This window comes from Flavobacterium ammonificans, assembly GCF_020885975.1.
Taxonomy (GTDB): domain Bacteria; phylum Bacteroidota; class Bacteroidia; order Flavobacteriales; family Flavobacteriaceae; genus Flavobacterium; species Flavobacterium ammonificans.
This window is the reverse complement of the sequence record NZ_AP025183.1, coordinates 678,608-694,944: the sequence shown is the minus strand read 5'-3', so window position 1 is coordinate 694,944 and position 16,337 is coordinate 678,608. Positions and strand designations below refer to the sequence as shown.

The window sequence follows — 16,337 nt, the reverse complement described above, 5'->3', positions numbered from 1 at the left end:
TACTGTCTTAAGCATATTTTATTTAAATACAAAAAGGGTTACACCATTCAGGTATAACCCTTTTACTTTGCTATTTGATCCTTTTTTTGACAGAAGAAGCAACTTGAATGCGATAATTTAGCGATTGAAAATCAGTAAATTAAATATTAAACTTTGTGTAAAATTGAATGATGCTTACTTATAAATTGTAACTTTTTCTAACCATCAAAAAGTACAACTTATCCGAAAGCCATTTTCTAAGTACTAATAACATTGGGCCGGGTTTACCAACAGCATACCGCATTTGATTACTATTGTCTGTTGCCGACTTGTAAATCATCTTGGCGACAACTTCAGGGCCTTCAGCGTCTTTCATCACTTTCGCTGCAGCATCATTAAATTTTGCAATAAAAGTATCGTACTCATTGGTATAATCTGGCTTTATGAATTGACGACTTCTTCCATAAAAATCGGTTACAATTGGTCCCGGTTCTATCAACTTCAATTTGATGTTGAATTGTGCTAATTCATAATGCAACGACTCTGTAAAACCTTCCACGGCAAATTTAGTAGCGTGATAAATACTGTATAATGGAAACGTAATTTTACCACCCATACTTGAAATTTGAATGATTGTTCCACCACCAGAGGGACGCATCGCTTTTATTGCTTCTCTTGTCACTCGCATTAATCCAAATACATTGGTGTTAAATTGGTCTTCAATTACTTCATCAGACATTGCTTCAAAAGCTCCATCTACGCCATAACCAGCATTGTTTACAACAACATCAATAGTCCCAAATTCTTCTTTAACTTTCTGAAATACTTTAGTGATACTATCGAGATTTGTTACATCTAAAGGAAAAAGTTTTACATTATTAAAGGTCTTAAAATCAGATTCCTTTTCAGGATTTCTTTGGGTAGCAATTACATTCCATCCCTTTTTTGCAAATTCAATAACGGTTGATTTACCAATCCCGCTTGAGGTTCCTGTAATTAAAATTGTATTTTTCATATAATTGTATTTTTAATTTTGAACAAACGTAGTGGTATAAATTGAAACCCACAACCTTAGAGCGTAGTCTATAGTTGTTATTTTTTTATAATTTTTTATATTTGCTTTATGTTAATCAATGAAATAGCTAAAATTACTGGGATTTCTGCCCATACCATTCGCTTCTATGAGAAGTCTGGACTAATTGAAGGCAAACGCGATGAATCAATTACCTCTAACAATTATTTTCACTATGATGAGGAAACAATTGAAAAATTAGAATTCATTAGCGATGCTAAATCTGTTGGGTTCACGATAAGAGAAATAGGACAACTCATCGATGCTTGGTACAATAATCAATTCAGCAAAGAAGAAAAATTAAGTATTCTCGATGAAAAATTACTTTCCCTTGAACAAAAGATGAAAGAGATTAAAGAAATGAAAAAGCAAATAGATGCGTTCAAAAAAGATGTCCTAAACGATAAGTGTTAATTCCAAAATAAAAAAGCCCTTACATTGCTGTAAAGGCTTTTTGCTTTTTGCTCCCCTTGTTGACAGAAGCTGCAGCTATAATGCGATGATTGAGTATGTAACTGTAAGGAAATTGAAGGGTTGAACTTATTTCTTTTCAGCACTTAATTTTTTCGCAACGCTATCATAATATTCTTGAGTTAATGGTTCAGTCCATACAGTCGGTTTTGAACCATCATATAAAGCTAAATAAGTAATCGGGTTTTCCTTACTGGCTGTGTGCCAGTGCTCGGTGTCTTTACCACATCTTATAACATCTCCTTTTTTTATAATAATGGCATCTTTTCCTCTTTCTTGATAATAACCTTCCCCATCTACAACTATAAGCACTTGTGGTGTTGAATGTTTATGCCAATCAAGGGTGGAATTTTTTCTAAAAGTTGCTTTAGTAATATTGAAATTGAATTCGGCATCACCTTGAAGTACGTTATTTAACCACGCTTCACCAATGTAATGCGTATTTGGTGCTTTTGGTCCCTCAAGCAAATATGAAGATACCGTATAATCAGACTTTTGTGTAAAGCCTAAAAATGGAATTAACAGGAAAAAAAGCAGAGTTGATTTTTTCATTTTTATAATTATTTTAAATCAAATATAGTTTAAAAAATGAAATGTGAAACTATTAAACCCAAGTGGTAATAAAATGTACAAACACAAAATGTTATTAAAATAATTTAGAAATTTTATAGAGCAACTTTTGAAACCTTGTGGGAAGTTAATTTTTAAAATAACCTTTATGTCATATTTTATGATTTCTTATTTATTTGTACCAATCGAGGTTAATTATAAAATCTCTAAAAAATTAAAAGTATAATAACCAATTAGTGCCAGATCACTGCCAAGATATTAGATTGAATAATTATGTTTGCAAAGTTACTTGACATAAAAAAAGCCCTTACATTGCTGTAAAGGCTTTTTGCTTTTTGCTCCCCTTACCAATAGCTATCGTTTAAAACATTGGCTCGAACCAATTCCGTTAGCTATCGGAACTATGATTAACAGTCCGATGTGTCGCTATATTTTTTTAAAAGTTTAATTGTCATTTCGGGATATTTCATCAAATTTTGAACGTAAACTCTACTTTTCATTGCTTTTATATGCTTCTCAATAGACAAGCCTTGCTCCTTTGACTTACATTCAATGGTGAAAATCAAATCCCAATCATCAGCTTTGTAGGTGAATTTTCTTGTTTGGATATCATTTTGATGAAAATCCAAACGCAAATCGAGGTTTTTGGTAAATCCAATGTAGTATTTACCTAATTGTTTTGAATGTAAAATGTAAACAATATTTTCCATAGTATTAAAAACAAAAAAGTCCAGCATTACTGCTGGACTTTTGCTCCCCCTCTTGGGCTCGAACCAAGGACCCTCTGATTAACAGTCAGATGCTCTAACCAACTGAGCTAAGGAGGAATAACCTAAAGGTTACCGTATTTTAAATGAAGTTTATTTTAAAATTTCTTTAATTAAAACTCCAATGTAATCTGTTTTTATTACAAATAAACTTAATTTTCTTAAACCAATCCCGATAGCTATCGGGACTCTGATTAACAGTCAAAAGTGTATTTCAGCAGGGCTAAGAAAAAAGTGTATTTCACTTTTAAAGCGGTGCAAATATAGGGCAAAATTTGATTTTCGCAAATAATTTGCTCTAAATTTTCAATTTTTTTTACTTGCCTACAATGGCTTTATAAATATCATTTCCGTTAGCAAACAATAGCAATGTGATAAGTAAAACAAAACCAACCATTTGAGCATTTTCTAAAAATTTATCGCTTGGTTTCTTCCCGCTGATGATCTCGTATAACAAAAACATCACATGTCCTCCGTCCAAAGCAGGAATAGGTAATAAATTCATGACTCCAAGCATAATCGATAACAGTGCAGTAATGTTCCAAAACACTTCCCAGCTCCAAGTACTTGGAAAAATATTAAAAATAGCCGCAAATCCACCCACTTGTTTGTAGGCTTTGGTTTCTGGGTTAAAAATCATTTTCAATTGTTTGCCATAACCTACTAACTGATCGGCTCCTTTTTGAATACCTACAGAAAATGATTCCAAGAAACCAAACTCTTGTTTACTTACTTTGTAATATCCCAATTTTTCTAAAGAAGCCAAATCTAAAGCTGCTAATTGTACCCCCAACTTCCCATCCCCGTCCACTTGAACTGGAACTTGCATTTCTTTGTCATTTCTTAAAATTCCAGCTACAATCAACTTGTTTTTATTCTTTTCTAAAATCGTTTTTGCCTGGTCAAAATATTTTGCAGGTTCTTCGTTCAAACGCAACACAACATCTTTAGGTTGTAACGTTTGGTTTTTTGATTCTTCAGAGACAGCCCCTACCACAAACGGCATTCGGATTGTTGCCAACGGACCTTTTTCTAATTTTGACAATTGGTCTACAAAATCGACCGGCATTGTTATTGTTTGCTGTACTCCATTTCGCTCAATCAAAACCTGTTTAGCCATTAAAATCTGAGCATTCATTTGATTGTCAAACTTCAACACCTTTTGGCCGTCAATGGCTACAATTTTATCTCCTGTTTGGAAACCTGCTTTTTGCATCACTGGGTTCTCAATCAACAGCCCGTCTTTTAGATCATTAGTAGCGATGAACATGTCGCCGTAAACAAATGTCATCCCAATGTAAATAACAAAGGCTAAAATAAAATTAACCGTTACACCCCCTAGCATAATTATCAAACGTTGCCAAGCCGGTTTTGAACGAAACTCCCAAGGTTGCGCAGGCAAAGCCATTTGCTCCTTGTCCATACTCTCGTCGATCATGCCCGAAATTTTGACATAACCACCCAGTGGCAACCACCCAATTCCGTATTGAGTCTCTCCGATTTTCTTTTTCCAAAGCGAAAATTTAACATCAAAAAACAAGTAGAATTTTTCTACTCGGGTTTTAAATGCTTTAGCAGGTATAAAATGCCCTAGTTCATGTAAAATAATCAATAATGATAAACTCAATAAAAACTGAGAAAGCTTGATAACAATATCCATGGTGTTGTTTTAATTCGTATTTCGATGCACAAAAATAGACTTTTCTTTTCTATTTCAAATAGTATAAAAATGTAGTGGCTGCTAAAAGTTTGTTAATTCAATTTACGAGGTACGATTTACGAGGTGCGAAGTGGGATGCAGATGTGGGAAATTCAGGAAATCTTATATGTTCTTCTATTGAGCGAAGCGACCTTCTTTTGTTTCCTTATATGACTTATATGGTTTTCAATTTACGAAATACGAAATACGATTTACGAGGTTGAACACAGATTGAAGAAATCTTAATAACTAAATCTCTTAATGGTTTAAAATACTTCGCTCCTTTGCGGCAAAAAAATCGTTATTTTGCATACGCATCAAAAACAAAAAATCATGCAAAAAATCAAAACGGCATTACTCTCTTACGGCATGTCTGGAAAAGTGTTTCACGCCCCATTTATAGCGCTTCACCCAGGATTTGAATTGTTGGGTTCTTGGGAAAGAACCAAAAAATTAATCCAAGAAGATTATCCAAGTGTAACTAGTTATCCGAGTTTAGAATCCGTTTTAGAGTCTGATGCTGAACTCATTATAGTGAATACTCCAGTAGGAACACATTTTGAATATGCCAAAAAAGTATTGCTGGCAGGCAAACATGCGGTGGTCGAAAAAGCCTTTACCACCACCCTTGCCGAAGCAAAAGAATTGACTGATTTGGCTAAAGCCAAAGGATTAAAACTAGCCGTGTTTCAAAACAGACGCTGGGATAGTGATTTCAAAACCGTTCAAAAGATACTTGCTGATGATAAGCTGGGCGAAATCGTAGAAGCCGAATTCCATTTTGACCGTTACAACCCTGTTTTAAGTCCAAAAGTTCACAAAGAAACTGCCAATGCTGGTGCTGGAATCTTGAAAGATTTAGGACCTCATTTGATTGATCAGGCCTTGTATCTGTTTGGCATGCCAAAAGGTGTTTTTGCTGATATTCGCATCACGCGTGAACATTCCGTAGTAGATGATTACATTGACATTTTGTTGTATTATTCAGATAAAAGAGTCCGATTGAAAGCGGGATTTTTTGTTCGCGAGGCTAATCCTGCATTTGTGTTACACGGCAAAAAAGGGTCGTTTTTAAAACCCCGTGGCGATGTACAAGAAGACGAATTAAAATTAGGCAAAAAACCCAATCTAACGACTTGGGGAACCGAACCCAAAGACAAAGAAGGCTTGCTGCATACCGAGTTAAACGGAGAAATCGTTCGAGAAAAAATCCCGACACTTCAAGGGAATTATTACGATTATTTTGACGGCGTGTATCAATCTATAACTCAAAACCAACCTGAACCCGTTACCGCTCAAGAAGGCGCGAACGTGATGCAAATTATTGAAGCGGCGATCCAAAGTAATACTGAGCAAAAAGTAATTACAATAAGTTAGATTTACGATATAGGATTTGCGAAAGCTACACGTTCCCCTCTCGAGAGGGGCTAGGGGTGTGTTTTGTATACAATATACTACATAGAACGCAGATTTAAGAAATTCTAAAAATAGTGAAAATAAAAATCTGTTAATCTGTGGTGGAAAAAACAAAGATTGCTTCGTCGTCCCTCCTCGCAATGACGCAATAATCCGTTTAATCCGTGGCAAAAAATTATAAACAATAACGTTGTAATTGAGTGACATTACAGATTTATCACTTTCGAACAATCCGTTTTTGTATTTTTGACACAATGAAATCCTAAAGACAGCATTTTGATAGATTTAAACTTTTTAGGCCGATTCAAAGGCAAGGGAAAATACAAGAAAAGCTACCGCGAAGCCAAAGCATCTTACTTGAATAGAATTCGGTTAGGAGTAGGTTCTTTCTACTTCGGAATGGGGTTGTGTTTTGCGTCATGGGCTAGCCGAATTCCCGATATTAAAACCAGTTTACATCTTAGCGAAGCTACTTTGGGTTCTATCTTGTTTGCTGTTCCTGTAGGCCAATTAGCAATGATGCCGTTTTCGGGAAAGATAGTCACTCGTTTCGGGAGTCACCGTACTTTGGTTTTTGCCATTATCATGTATGCAATTAGTTTAACTAACTTAGGTTTGGCACCCAACCCTTGGTTACTGGCTTTGGGATTGTTCTTTTTTGGTGTTTTTGGCAACTTGTCAAATATTTCTGTAAACACTCAAGGAGTGTATACCGAAGGTTTGTTTAAAAGAACAATTATGTCGTCTTTCCACGGTATGTGGAGTTTGGCGGGTTTCACTGGCGCTTTTGTGGGACTTGGAATGTTGGCATTAGAACTTACGCCTTTCCAACATTTTGTTTGTGTTGGCATTCTCGTTTTATCGTTGATTTCGTTCAACATCAAATACCTCATCAAAGCGGTCGAAAAACCACAACCCAAAAAAGAAAAAGGATTCAGAAAACCCGATAGATTATTGTTGTGGTTAGGCATCATCGGTTTTTGTTGTATGGCAAGCGAAGGGGTGATGTTTGACTGGAGCGGCGTGTATTTCAAAGACGTGGTAAAAGCACCTGGACCTTTAGTAATTTTGGGCTATACTTCCTTTATGATTATGATGGCAAGCGGTCGTTTTTTTGGCGATCGTTTCATTCAAAAATTTGGTCGAAAAAGGGTGATGCAAATCAGTGGCGTGGTGATTTCGAGCGGTCTTTTTACGGCTGTCTTTTTCCCTTATATTATTCCGTGTACCATTGCTTTTATGTTTGTTGGGCTAGGAGTTTCGACCATTATTCCTACTTTGTATAGCATCGCTGGAAAACATCCTGAAATACCAACAGGCGAAGCTTTAACAGCGGTTTCAAGCGTTAGTTTCTTGGGGTTTTTAATGGGTCCACCCATTATTGGCTACATCGCTGAGGCATTCGGATTGCAATTTTCTTTTGCTTTTATCGGGGTTTTTGGCGTTCTTATTTCGTTTATGGTGTCTAAGATTTCTACTGCGGAATAGGTTTTAGAAGGACGATTTACGACATACGAAGGACGATTTGGAACATAGATGTCATAAATTAGAGAAGTCCAAAGATTCTTAATTAACTTAATCGTTAGAAACATTTTGCGCTTTCGAGCCTTCGTGGCAAAAAAAAATTCCAAAAAAAAAATTAAAGCAACAAAAAAAATTACTATTTTTAACCAATGAATAGGTTTAAATGCCACAAAGCCAATTCGTTTTTTCCAAAAACAACCTTTATTATCGTTACTTTTCAAAACAATACACCCATTATTGTTTTGAAAATCCCCCTTTTCATTTTAATCCCAAATTGTATGAAAACCCATTTCCTATGTCTATTATTTCTATGTAATTGCGTCTCGCTTTTTGCTCAAAAAGAAAGCATTCTTTTAGGTAAAATTATTGATAAAAAATCTCAATTTCCATTAAACTCTGTTGCTGTTAGTATCCAAAACACTAACGAAATGCAATTAACCTCTTCTGATGGAAAGTTCCGATTGGTAACTCAACTTCAAAATAATCAATTGATTTTAATTCATTCTAATGGCTATCAAGACAAATTAATCAAAGTCGTTTTGCTGCCTGGCAAGTCGTTTGATCTAGGAATAATCCCTCTTGAGGAAAACGATGAAATCGAAAAAGAAGCTGGCAATATTGCCCTTTTAGACAGCGATTTAAATGATGATAGCGGAGGTAACGAAAGCAGTTCAGGTCTACTTCAAGCTACGCGAGATGCCTACCAACAGGCAGCGGCATTCAATTGGGGAACAAGCCGGTACAGAATTCGTGGCTTGGATAGCAAATATGCTGTTCTAATGATGAACGGTATTAAAATGAACAAATTTTTTGATGGAAGGCCACAATGGAGTAATTGGGGCGGGATCAATGATGTGTTACGAAATCAGGAAATTTCAATTGGAACCAACCCTTCTGATTTTAGTTTTGGCGATCTCTTGGCTACACAAAATATAAGTACGCAAGCTAGCCAATATAGAAAGGGAACAAGAATCTCATTTTCTGGAACCAACACGAACTACCAATGGAGAACTATGGTAACCTACGCCTCTGGAATGAATGAAAACGGATGGGCGTTTGTGATTTCTGCAGGAAAAAGATATGCCGGAGAAGGGTATTTTGAAGGAACTAACTATGACGCAAATTCATTTTTTATAAGTGTTGAAAAGAAACTAAGCGATCGGAACTCCCTGAATTTCACTGCCTTTTACACTCCAAATTCTCGCGGGAAAAATTCACCAAACACAGATGAGGTTACGAACTTAACCTCAACAAGATACAATTCGTATTGGGGTTTCTTTAATGGGCAAAAACGCAATTCCCGAATCAAAAAAGTAGAAGAACCCGTTTTTATATTGAATGATTATTTTAAAATAAATGATAAAACCACCTTAAATCTTGGTGCCTTATTTCAGTTTGGAAAAATAAGTAATACCAATATCGATTTTCAAAAAGCAAACAGCCCCGATCCCTCTTATTATAGAAAAATGCCAAGCTTCTTCAGTTCTTTATATGCCCGAGATGAGGGGGAGTTTTCGGGTGCGTTTACTCCTGACTTAGCGAATGCCGAATTAAATAAACTCGCGTTTTTATCTCAGCAGCAAATCGATTGGGGGGCAATCTACAAAGCCAATCAAAACCCTGTTACCAATTCGAATGGAAAAATAACGGGTTATGAGCCTGGAAAAAGTAAATATATCTTGTTTGAGGATCGAACAGATGATACAACGGTAGCGCTAAACTCTCAGTTGCACTCAAAAATAACCGATCATATTCATTTCAATTCCAATGTATCGTATAATCAGCTGTATTCTCACAACTACCAAAACGTAGTAGACTTACTTGGCGGAAGCTATTTTGAGGATATTGACCCTTTTTATAGAGGAGATCAGGCTCAATCTGATTTAAACCACCCAAATAGACAAATTCGGGTTGGTGATCAGTATGGTTATAATTACTCGTTTCTCGTGAAAGAATTGGAAGGATTCACGCAATTTCAATTTCAATATAAAAAAATTGATTTTTATTTAGCTCACGAATTTTCAACTACCAATTTCCAACGAGAAGGATTTTACAAAAACGGCCTCTACCCCACTACTTCTTTTGGTAAAAGCGCCAACGTCCAATTTGAAAATTATGGGTTTAAAGGAGGTCTCGTAGTAAAAATTTCTGGAAAACAATTAGTGCTACTCAATGGATACTTTGCTACTAAAGCCCCTAATTTAAGGTCTGTTTTTCCTAACTCAAGACTAAATAACAACATTGTAGACCAAATAAGTAATGAAAACAATAACAGTATAGATGCTAGTTATGTGTATCGTTCGCCAAAATTAAAATTGCGATTTTCTAGTTTTTATAATGAAATTACTGGGAGCACCGAAAACTCCTTTTTCTATGCCGAAGGGATTTTTGATAACGGAGCTGGAAACAATAGTACCAATGCGTTTGTGAGCCAAACATTAACACAATTGGATAAAAAAAATTGGGGAACTGAACTGAGTTTTGAATACCAAATTGATCCAACATTAAAAACTACTTTAGCGGCCGGTTTTGGAGAATATATTTATAATAGCAATCCCAATGTAACGATTACAAACGATGCCAAAGCCTCTGCAGAAAACAGGTTGCCAGTTTTTGATTTTGGCACTGCTGCACTCAAAAATTATCGTCAAGCGGGCATGCCACAACAAGCCTATTCTGTGGGTTTAGAATACAGAAATCCTAAATACTGGTGGATTAGTGCTAATGCTAATTATCTGGCAGATCGATATGTTGATATTTCACCTATTGCGCGCACTTCCATTTTTTTTACCAATCCCGTCAGCGGATTTCCGTTTCCAGAAGCCACTTTAGATCGAGGAAAAACCCTTCTCAAACAAGAAGAATTACCCCCAGTAATGCTCCTAAATTTAGTTGGTGGTAAATCCTGGAAAGTGATGAAAAAAAATCTGAATCTATTTTGTAGTATTAATAACGTATTGAATACAACATTTAAAACAGGAGGGTTCGAACAAGCCCGTAATGCTAACTTTAGGCAGCGAGATCAGGATGTTTCCAACGGAACACCCAACTTTGGCAACAGGTATTTTTATGGCTACGGAAGAACCTACTTCGTTAGCTTAGCTTTCAATTTATAAATCCCAAATTAGTATGAAATCATTTGACTTAAATCGTATTGTTTTAGTATTCCTTTTCTTTTCAGCAACAAGTTGTGTAAAAGATGAAATAGCCCTTCCTTCAATAGAATGTAACCAGCCCGATTTGGTGGTGAATAAGCGCGTAGAAGACATTCGAAATACCGCTAGCGGTTTGGTTACTCAATACAAATTCAACGATGTAATTGAAGCCTACGTGGTTTCAACTGATGAATTTGGAAATTTTTTCAAGACCATTTCTTTTCAAACTTTAGCCACGGCCACACAACCAGCTATTGGATTTAGTGTGCCCATCGATGTTAATAATACTTACATCGATTTTAGACTAGGGAGCAAAGTCTATGTCAAGCTTCAAGATCAATATACCGATCTGTTTTATGGTGGGTTACGAATTGGAACTCTTTTTGTAAACTCATTTAATGAAGGGGGTGTAGGTCGCCTTTCTCAAAATGATTATAAAAAAGTACTTCATGTCTCGTGCACTACTTTGAAAGAATCCGAATTAACTCGTACAATTTCATTAACCGAAATAGAAAACGACTTATTATTAAATACTTTAGTAGAAGTCTCCGATGTGCAATTTACACAAGAGGCTATCGGTAGAAATTTTTATGAAAGCACCAATGATGTTGGTGGCGCTACAAATTGGCTTCTAGAAGATCGATTTGGAAATAAATTGGTTTTCAGAACTAGTAGTTTTGCCAATTTTTCTGCCAACAAAGTTCCATCGGGAAGCGGAAAAGTAAAGGGAATCCTAACTAAATTTGGTTCTACTTATCAATTACTACCAAGATCAGACAAAGACATTTCAATGTCGGGCAAAAGGAACGTTCCTTTTTTTTCTGAAAATTTCGAAAGCGTTACAGACAATGTAAATGTAAATCTACCAGGTTGGGCAAACATCGTTCAAAACGGAAGTCTGTTTTGGAAAGGATCTGTTTTTTCGGGGAATGGTTGTGCCGAATATGCGATTAGTGGAACTAGAGTGGCACTCAATGTGGGCTGGTTAATCTCCCCAAAAATTGATATGGACATTCATACCAATGAAATTTTAACCTTTAGAGCCGCACAACACAACCTAGATTTAGATTCACCTTTAAATTCACTGGAAGTTTTTGTGTCCTCAAATTTTAACGGAACGAATGTTGCGTCAGCTACCTGGATTCCGATCAAAGCAAAACTACCAACCCAATCAACGCCTTGGTACCAATTTGTGGGATCGGGAGGAATTGATTTGTCTTCATTTAAAGGAAAAATAAATATTGGTTTTCGTTATAGGGGCGAAGGAAGAAATTTGGCTTTAGATGGAGCATTCCAAATTGACGATGTTCAGATTTATGGGGAGAAGTAAAAGCAATTGCCTAAATTTGTAGCTTATTCAATATTATGCTAGAAAAAGAAGTATTAAATTTCGAAAAAACCGCTATAGTTGGAATAGTTACTCAAAATCAATCCGAAGAAAAGTTAAGAGAATATTTGGATGAATTAGAATTTCTAACTTTTACAGCAGGAGGCCAAGTGGTAAAGCGTTTTTGGCAAAAAATGGACAAACCCAATCCAAAAACTTTTTTAGGCACTGGAAAAATAGACGAAATCAATTTGTATGTCAAAGAAAACGAAATTTCAACCGTTATTTTTGACGACGAATTAACGCCTTCACAACAAAAAAATATTTCTAAGATTATTGATTGCAAAATTCTAGATCGAACCAATTTAATCTTAGACATTTTTGCTCAAAGAGCCGAAACTTCTTATGCCAGAACTCAAGTAGAATTGGCGCAATGTATTTATTTACTGCCTCGTTTGTCGGGACTTTGGACACACTTGGAACGTCAAAAAGGAGGTATCGGAATGCGTGGGCCTGGAGAGACCGAAATTGAAACGGATCGACGTATTGTTCGTGACCGAATTTCCCTTTTGAAAGACAAAATCAAAACCATTGACAAACAAATGGGCGTTCAACGAAGTAATCGTGGCGCTATGGTGCGTGTGGCTTTGGTAGGATATACCAATGTGGGGAAATCCACTTTGATGAATGCTGTTGGAAAAAGTGAAGTTTTTGTAGAAAATAAATTGTTTGCCACTTTGGACACCACCGTTCGTAAAGTAGTAATCAAAAATTTACCTTTCTTGCTTTCGGATACGGTAGGATTTATTCGAAAATTGCCTACGCAATTGGTAGATTCGTTCAAGAGTACGCTTGATGAGGTACGTGAGGCAGATTTATTGTTGCATATTGTGGATATTTCCCATCCCGATTTTGAGGATCATATTGAAGCCGTAAACCAAATTTTGCAAGACATCAAAGCCAATGACAAACCGGTGATTATGGTGTTCAACAAAATTGATTCGTACCAACATTTGACCATTGACGAAGACGATTTAATCACTGAAAAAACAACACGCCATTATACTTTAGAGGAATGGAAATCAACCTGGATGAGTCGTTTAGGCGACCAGAATGCTTTGTTTATTTCGGCTACACAAAAAGAAAACTTCGAAGAATTTAGAGAACGAGTGTATGAAGCGGTTAGACAAATACACATTACGCGTTTTCCGTACAATAAATTCTTGTATCCCGATTACAAAGACGCAATCGAAAAAGAAGAATAAAAAACAAAGCCCTTTTGAAAAATCAAAAGGGCTTTTGGGTATTATAAAACACAGCTGTTTATTTTTTTGCTTTATAGAGCGGTACTGCTGAACAAGCTTCGCCAAACATAACGCTTTTAGCAACTTTAATTAATTTTTGAATTGCCAAGGTATATACTTGATTGGGAACTGCTTTTTTGGAACAGCCTTTTAAAATAACAGGATTTTGAAAATAATCAGTGTAGTCGAGTTTGTTTAAAATGTCTTGATACCATTCAATAATAGCTAATTCTTTGGTTCCGTGAATGATTTTTAAAGCAAATGGAGTTAAATGAACCGATACTAAAGCAAATGCCCAAGCAGGCAAAATAGCGTCAGTCGAACAGTATAAAGCTACATATTTATCTTCAAATGGAGACCAATCGTACTCTTTTAATTGCGTTCTAAAATCGGTTTCTCTCAGGATAAACCCTTCGGCTAACCATTGCGAGACATCTAAATCAACCACATGATCATCTGGATAGTAATCTTCTAAATCGAATACCATCAAAGAACTCTGGGCTACTTTGTTTACTATTTCTTCCATGATGAATTTATTGTTTAGTATTTAACTGAACACTAAAAACTGATTACAGAACACTCATTTACTAAAGCATTCCCAGCTCTAGTTTTGCTTCTTCGCTCATCAAGTCTTTGCTCCATGGGGGATCAAATGTAATCTCTACATCCGCCGATTTAACGTTTTCAATTGACTTCACTTTTTCTTCAACTTCCCTTGGTAAACTTTCGGCTACAGGACAGTTAGGAGAGGTTAAGGTCATTAAGATTTTCACTTCGTAATCGGTATTTACCATTACATCATAAATCAATCCAAGTTCGTAAATATCAACTGGAATTTCAGGATCGTAAATCGTCTTTAATTTTTTTACAATCGCTTCTCCTAATTCGTTAGTGTCTATTTCTTGTGTCATACTATTTAGTTTTTTGAGTTGAATGCCAAGGCATACATTTTTATATTTTTTATCATTGAAACGAGTCCGTTAGCGCGAGTAGGTGACAAATGCTCTTTTAATCCAATGGCGTCTATAAAATCCATATTGGCTTCCAAAATATCCGCTGGCTTTTGATTTGAAAAAACCCGAATCAAAATGGCAATAATGCCCTTGGTTAATATAGCGTCGCTGTCTGCTGTAAAAGCAATAAGGTCTCCCTGTTGTTCGCCTTGTAGCCACACTTTAGACTGGCAGCCTTTGATGATATTCTCTTCCGTTTTGAATTCTTCTTTGATTAACGGTAAGTTTTTACCTAGCTCAATGATGTATTCGTAACGCTGCATCCAGTCGTCAAACATCGAGAACTCGTCTACTATCTCGTCTTGTATTTCTTTAATTGTCATATTAATCTTTGCTTTTTACTTCACAAAAGAAAGCATTTTATTTACTACTTTTTCTATTTCTACTGGCGGATAACCGTGATCAAAACTTTGAGATTCAAATGTTTTCCCTTGTTTTGTTATTTTCAAACTAGCAATCGCTGCACCATCAAACAATCGCTTTTCGGTTGGGGCTTTCCAATTATGGAGCAATGCCTCATCCAATTCTTGAACCATCAATTGTAAACTTTTCCAATTCGTATTCGAAAGTCGAAATGCAACTGGTTTGTCTTCTCTACTTTTGGTTACAAAAACCATTTGGTTTTCTATTGTTATCAACTGATAAAACCCTCTTGAATAGGCTTTGTATTCTATTTTAATTTCGTTTTGGGCGGTTCTTTTTTGTCCTGCACATCCTGCAAAAACTAAAATACTCAACAACAAAACAATACTCTTTTTCATTTTAAAATAGCATCATTTTAGCTTTCTTCACCGCCTCAACCATCACGTCAATCTCTTCTTTAGTGTTATAAAACGCAAACGAAGCACGAATGGTCCCTGGAATCTCAAAGAAATTCATAATCGGTTGTGCGCAATGGTGTCCTGTGCGAACCGCAATGCCTAATTTATCCACGATCGTTCCAATATCATACGGATGAATGCCATCAATATTAAATGAAATCACCGAGGTTTTCGCGTCAGCTGTTCCATATATTTTCAATCCTTCAATAGCTAAAAGTTGTTCCGTTGCGTAATTTAGTAATTCTGTTTCTTGTTTTTGAATGTTCTCAAACCCAACTGAATTCATATAATCAACCGCGGTTCCTAACACAATTCCACCGGCAATATTAGGCGTTCCAGCTTCAAATTTATGCGGCAATTCGGCATAAGTTGTTTTCTCAAAAGTCACTTCCTTAATCATTTCGCCACCACCTTGATAGGGCGGCAATTTATTCAACCACGCTTCTTTTCCGTACAAAATTCCGGTTCCTGTTGGTCCACACAATTTATGTCCTGAAAAAGCATAAAAATCACAATCCAATTCTTGCACATTGGGTTTCAAATGCGGAACGGCTTGTGCGCCATCAATGAAAACGGCAGCGCCAAATTGATGCGCTTTGTCAATCATATATTTGATTGGGTTAATCGTTCCCAAGGCATTCGAAATATGATTTACCGTTACAATTTTCGTTTTATCCGAAAGCAATTGGTCGAACTTCTCCATCACTAATTCGCCTTTTTCATTCATCGGAATGACTTTCAAAACAGCGCCGGTTCTTTCGCACAACATTTGCCAAGGCACAATATTACTATGGTGTTCCAAAGCCGAAACCAGCACCTCATCACCTGCTTTCAAAAGCGAAGCAAATCCATTGGCAACCAAATTCACACTATGCGTCGTTCCTGAAGTGAAAAGTACTTCGTGAGCAAATTGGGCGTTGATGTGGTTTTGAATTTTAGTTCGAGACGCTTCGTAGGCATCCGTGGCTAACTGACTCAACGTATGCACACCACGATGAATATTCGCATTGATTTCCTGATAATAAGTCGCAATCGCATCAATCACCACTTGCGGTTTTTGAGTAGTCGCCCCGTTGTCAAAATACACCAAAGGTTTCCCATTCACTTGTCTTGAAAGTATCGGGAAATCGGCTCTTATTTTTTGAATGTCAAACATTTATTTAGAATTTTTCTAAATACAAAAGTAATAAAATTGAAGTGGATTTTTACCAAACAGATG

General features: G+C 36.2%; 15 protein-coding genes and 1 tRNA gene. 6 read left to right on the top strand and 10 right to left on the bottom strand.

Translation table 11 applies throughout. The annotated features are described in order from the left end of the window. Positions 1-178 precede the first annotated feature (178 nt). A complete protein-coding gene (locus tag LPC23_RS03115) occupies positions 179-994 on the bottom strand; it encodes an SDR family oxidoreductase (RefSeq protein WP_229331023.1) in 816 nt (271 codons plus the stop codon). Between the two features lie 108 nt (positions 995-1,102). Between LPC23_RS03115 and LPC23_RS03110 the strand changes: the two genes are divergently transcribed. Further along, a complete protein-coding gene (locus tag LPC23_RS03110) occupies positions 1,103-1,465 on the top strand; it encodes a MerR family transcriptional regulator (protein ID WP_229331022.1) in 363 nt (120 codons plus the stop codon). Between the two features lie 126 nt (positions 1,466-1,591). Here LPC23_RS03110 and LPC23_RS03105 read toward each other — a convergent pair whose 3' ends face one another. From LPC23_RS03105 to rseP, 4 genes are all read right to left on the bottom strand, one after another. After that, positions 1,592-2,074: a cupin domain-containing protein gene (locus LPC23_RS03105; protein WP_229331021.1), complete on the bottom strand. Its 483-nt coding sequence runs from the start codon at positions 2,072-2,074 to the stop codon at positions 1,592-1,594. A 425-nt stretch (positions 2,075-2,499) separates the two neighbouring features. Then, positions 2,500-2,802 carry a GIY-YIG nuclease family protein gene (locus LPC23_RS03100; RefSeq protein WP_229331020.1) on the bottom strand — a complete coding sequence of 101 codons (303 nt, stop codon included), beginning with the start codon at positions 2,800-2,802 and terminating at the stop codon, positions 2,500-2,502. A gap of 43 nt (positions 2,803-2,845) precedes the next feature. Continuing rightward, a tRNA-Asn gene (locus tag LPC23_RS03095) sits at positions 2,846-2,919 on the bottom strand. Between the two features lie 256 nt (positions 2,920-3,175). Continuing rightward, complete coding sequence (gene rseP, locus LPC23_RS03090) at positions 3,176-4,519, bottom strand: RIP metalloprotease RseP (protein WP_229331019.1); 1,344 nt, start codon at positions 4,517-4,519, stop codon at positions 3,176-3,178. 372 nt (positions 4,520-4,891) lie between these two features. Between rseP and LPC23_RS03085 the strand changes: the two genes are divergently transcribed. The 5 genes from LPC23_RS03085 (at position 4,892) to hflX (ending at position 13,245) form a co-directional block, all read left to right on the top strand. Beyond that, on the top strand, positions 4,892-5,935 hold the full coding sequence (locus LPC23_RS03085) for a Gfo/Idh/MocA family oxidoreductase (RefSeq protein ID WP_229331018.1): 1,044 nt from the start codon (positions 4,892-4,894) through the stop codon (positions 5,933-5,935). A 315-nt stretch (positions 5,936-6,250) separates the two neighbouring features. After that, a complete protein-coding gene (locus tag LPC23_RS03080; protein WP_229331017.1) occupies positions 6,251-7,462 on the top strand; it encodes an MFS transporter in 1,212 nt (403 codons plus the stop codon). A gap of 314 nt (positions 7,463-7,776) precedes the next feature. After that, positions 7,777-10,614, top strand: a complete 2,838-nt coding sequence (locus LPC23_RS03075; protein ID WP_229331016.1) for a TonB-dependent receptor — start codon at positions 7,777-7,779, stop codon at positions 10,612-10,614. 13 nt (positions 10,615-10,627) lie between these two features. Next, positions 10,628-11,983, top strand: coding sequence for a DUF5689 domain-containing protein (locus tag LPC23_RS03070; RefSeq protein ID WP_229331015.1), 1,356 nt, complete (start codon positions 10,628-10,630; stop codon positions 11,981-11,983). 35 nt (positions 11,984-12,018) lie between these two features. Beyond that, positions 12,019-13,245, top strand: a complete 1,227-nt coding sequence (gene hflX, locus LPC23_RS03065; protein ID WP_229331014.1) for a GTPase HflX — start codon at positions 12,019-12,021, stop codon at positions 13,243-13,245. A gap of 58 nt (positions 13,246-13,303) precedes the next feature. Here the strand turns inward: hflX and LPC23_RS03060 are convergent, their stop codons facing one another. The 5 genes from LPC23_RS03060 to LPC23_RS03040 all read right to left on the bottom strand — a co-directional run bounded on the left by LPC23_RS03060 (position 13,304) and on the right by LPC23_RS03040 (position 16,274). Next, a complete protein-coding gene (locus tag LPC23_RS03060; RefSeq protein WP_229331013.1) occupies positions 13,304-13,810 on the bottom strand; it encodes a DUF2480 family protein in 507 nt (168 codons plus the stop codon). Between the two features lie 61 nt (positions 13,811-13,871). After that, positions 13,872-14,195, bottom strand: coding sequence for an SUF system Fe-S cluster assembly protein (locus tag LPC23_RS03055; protein WP_229318030.1), 324 nt, complete (start codon positions 14,193-14,195; stop codon positions 13,872-13,874). A gap of 5 nt (positions 14,196-14,200) precedes the next feature. Continuing rightward, the gene (locus tag LPC23_RS03050) at positions 14,201-14,620 is read right to left on the bottom strand and encodes a SufE family protein (RefSeq protein WP_229331012.1); all 420 of its coding nucleotides are present in this window, start codon (positions 14,618-14,620) and stop codon (positions 14,201-14,203) included. 15 nt (positions 14,621-14,635) lie between these two features. Next, the gene (locus LPC23_RS03045; RefSeq protein ID WP_229331011.1) at positions 14,636-15,058 is read right to left on the bottom strand and encodes a hypothetical protein; all 423 of its coding nucleotides are present in this window, start codon (positions 15,056-15,058) and stop codon (positions 14,636-14,638) included. Position 15,059: 1 nt separating this feature from the next. Beyond that, positions 15,060-16,274 (bottom strand): aminotransferase class V-fold PLP-dependent enzyme, encoded by a 1,215-nt coding sequence (locus LPC23_RS03040; RefSeq protein WP_229331010.1) that lies wholly within the window; start codon positions 16,272-16,274, stop codon positions 15,060-15,062. Between the last annotated feature and the right edge of the window lie 63 nt (positions 16,275-16,337).

Bases quoted from the DNA above. Each gene is read 5' to 3' on its own strand.
- LPC23_RS03115 (WP_229331023.1), bottom strand. From the start codon at position 994: ATGAAAAATACAATTTTAATTACAGGAACCTCAAGCGGGATTGGTAAA.
- LPC23_RS03110 (WP_229331022.1), top strand. From the start codon at position 1,103: ATGTTAATCAATGAAATAGCTAAAATTACTGGGATTTCTGCCCATACC.
- LPC23_RS03105 (WP_229331021.1), bottom strand. From the start codon at position 2,074: ATGAAAAAATCAACTCTGCTTTTTTTCCTGTTAATTCCATTTTTAGGC.
- LPC23_RS03100 (WP_229331020.1), bottom strand. From the start codon at position 2,802: ATGGAAAATATTGTTTACATTTTACATTCAAAACAATTAGGTAAATAC.
- rseP (WP_229331019.1), bottom strand. From the start codon at position 4,519: ATGGATATTGTTATCAAGCTTTCTCAGTTTTTATTGAGTTTATCATTA.
- LPC23_RS03085 (WP_229331018.1), top strand. From the start codon at position 4,892: ATGCAAAAAATCAAAACGGCATTACTCTCTTACGGCATGTCTGGAAAA.
- LPC23_RS03075 (WP_229331016.1), top strand. From the start codon at position 7,777: ATGAAAACCCATTTCCTATGTCTATTATTTCTATGTAATTGCGTCTCG.
- LPC23_RS03070 (WP_229331015.1), top strand. From the start codon at position 10,628: ATGAAATCATTTGACTTAAATCGTATTGTTTTAGTATTCCTTTTCTTT.
- hflX (WP_229331014.1), top strand. From the start codon at position 12,019: ATGCTAGAAAAAGAAGTATTAAATTTCGAAAAAACCGCTATAGTTGGA.
- LPC23_RS03060 (WP_229331013.1), bottom strand. From the start codon at position 13,810: ATGGAAGAAATAGTAAACAAAGTAGCCCAGAGTTCTTTGATGGTATTC.
- LPC23_RS03055 (WP_229318030.1), bottom strand. From the start codon at position 14,195: ATGACACAAGAAATAGACACTAACGAATTAGGAGAAGCGATTGTAAAA.
- LPC23_RS03050 (WP_229331012.1), bottom strand. From the start codon at position 14,620: ATGACAATTAAAGAAATACAAGACGAGATAGTAGACGAGTTCTCGATG.
- LPC23_RS03045 (WP_229331011.1), bottom strand. From the start codon at position 15,058: ATGAAAAAGAGTATTGTTTTGTTGTTGAGTATTTTAGTTTTTGCAGGA.
- LPC23_RS03040 (WP_229331010.1), bottom strand. From the start codon at position 16,274: ATGTTTGACATTCAAAAAATAAGAGCCGATTTCCCGATACTTTCAAGA.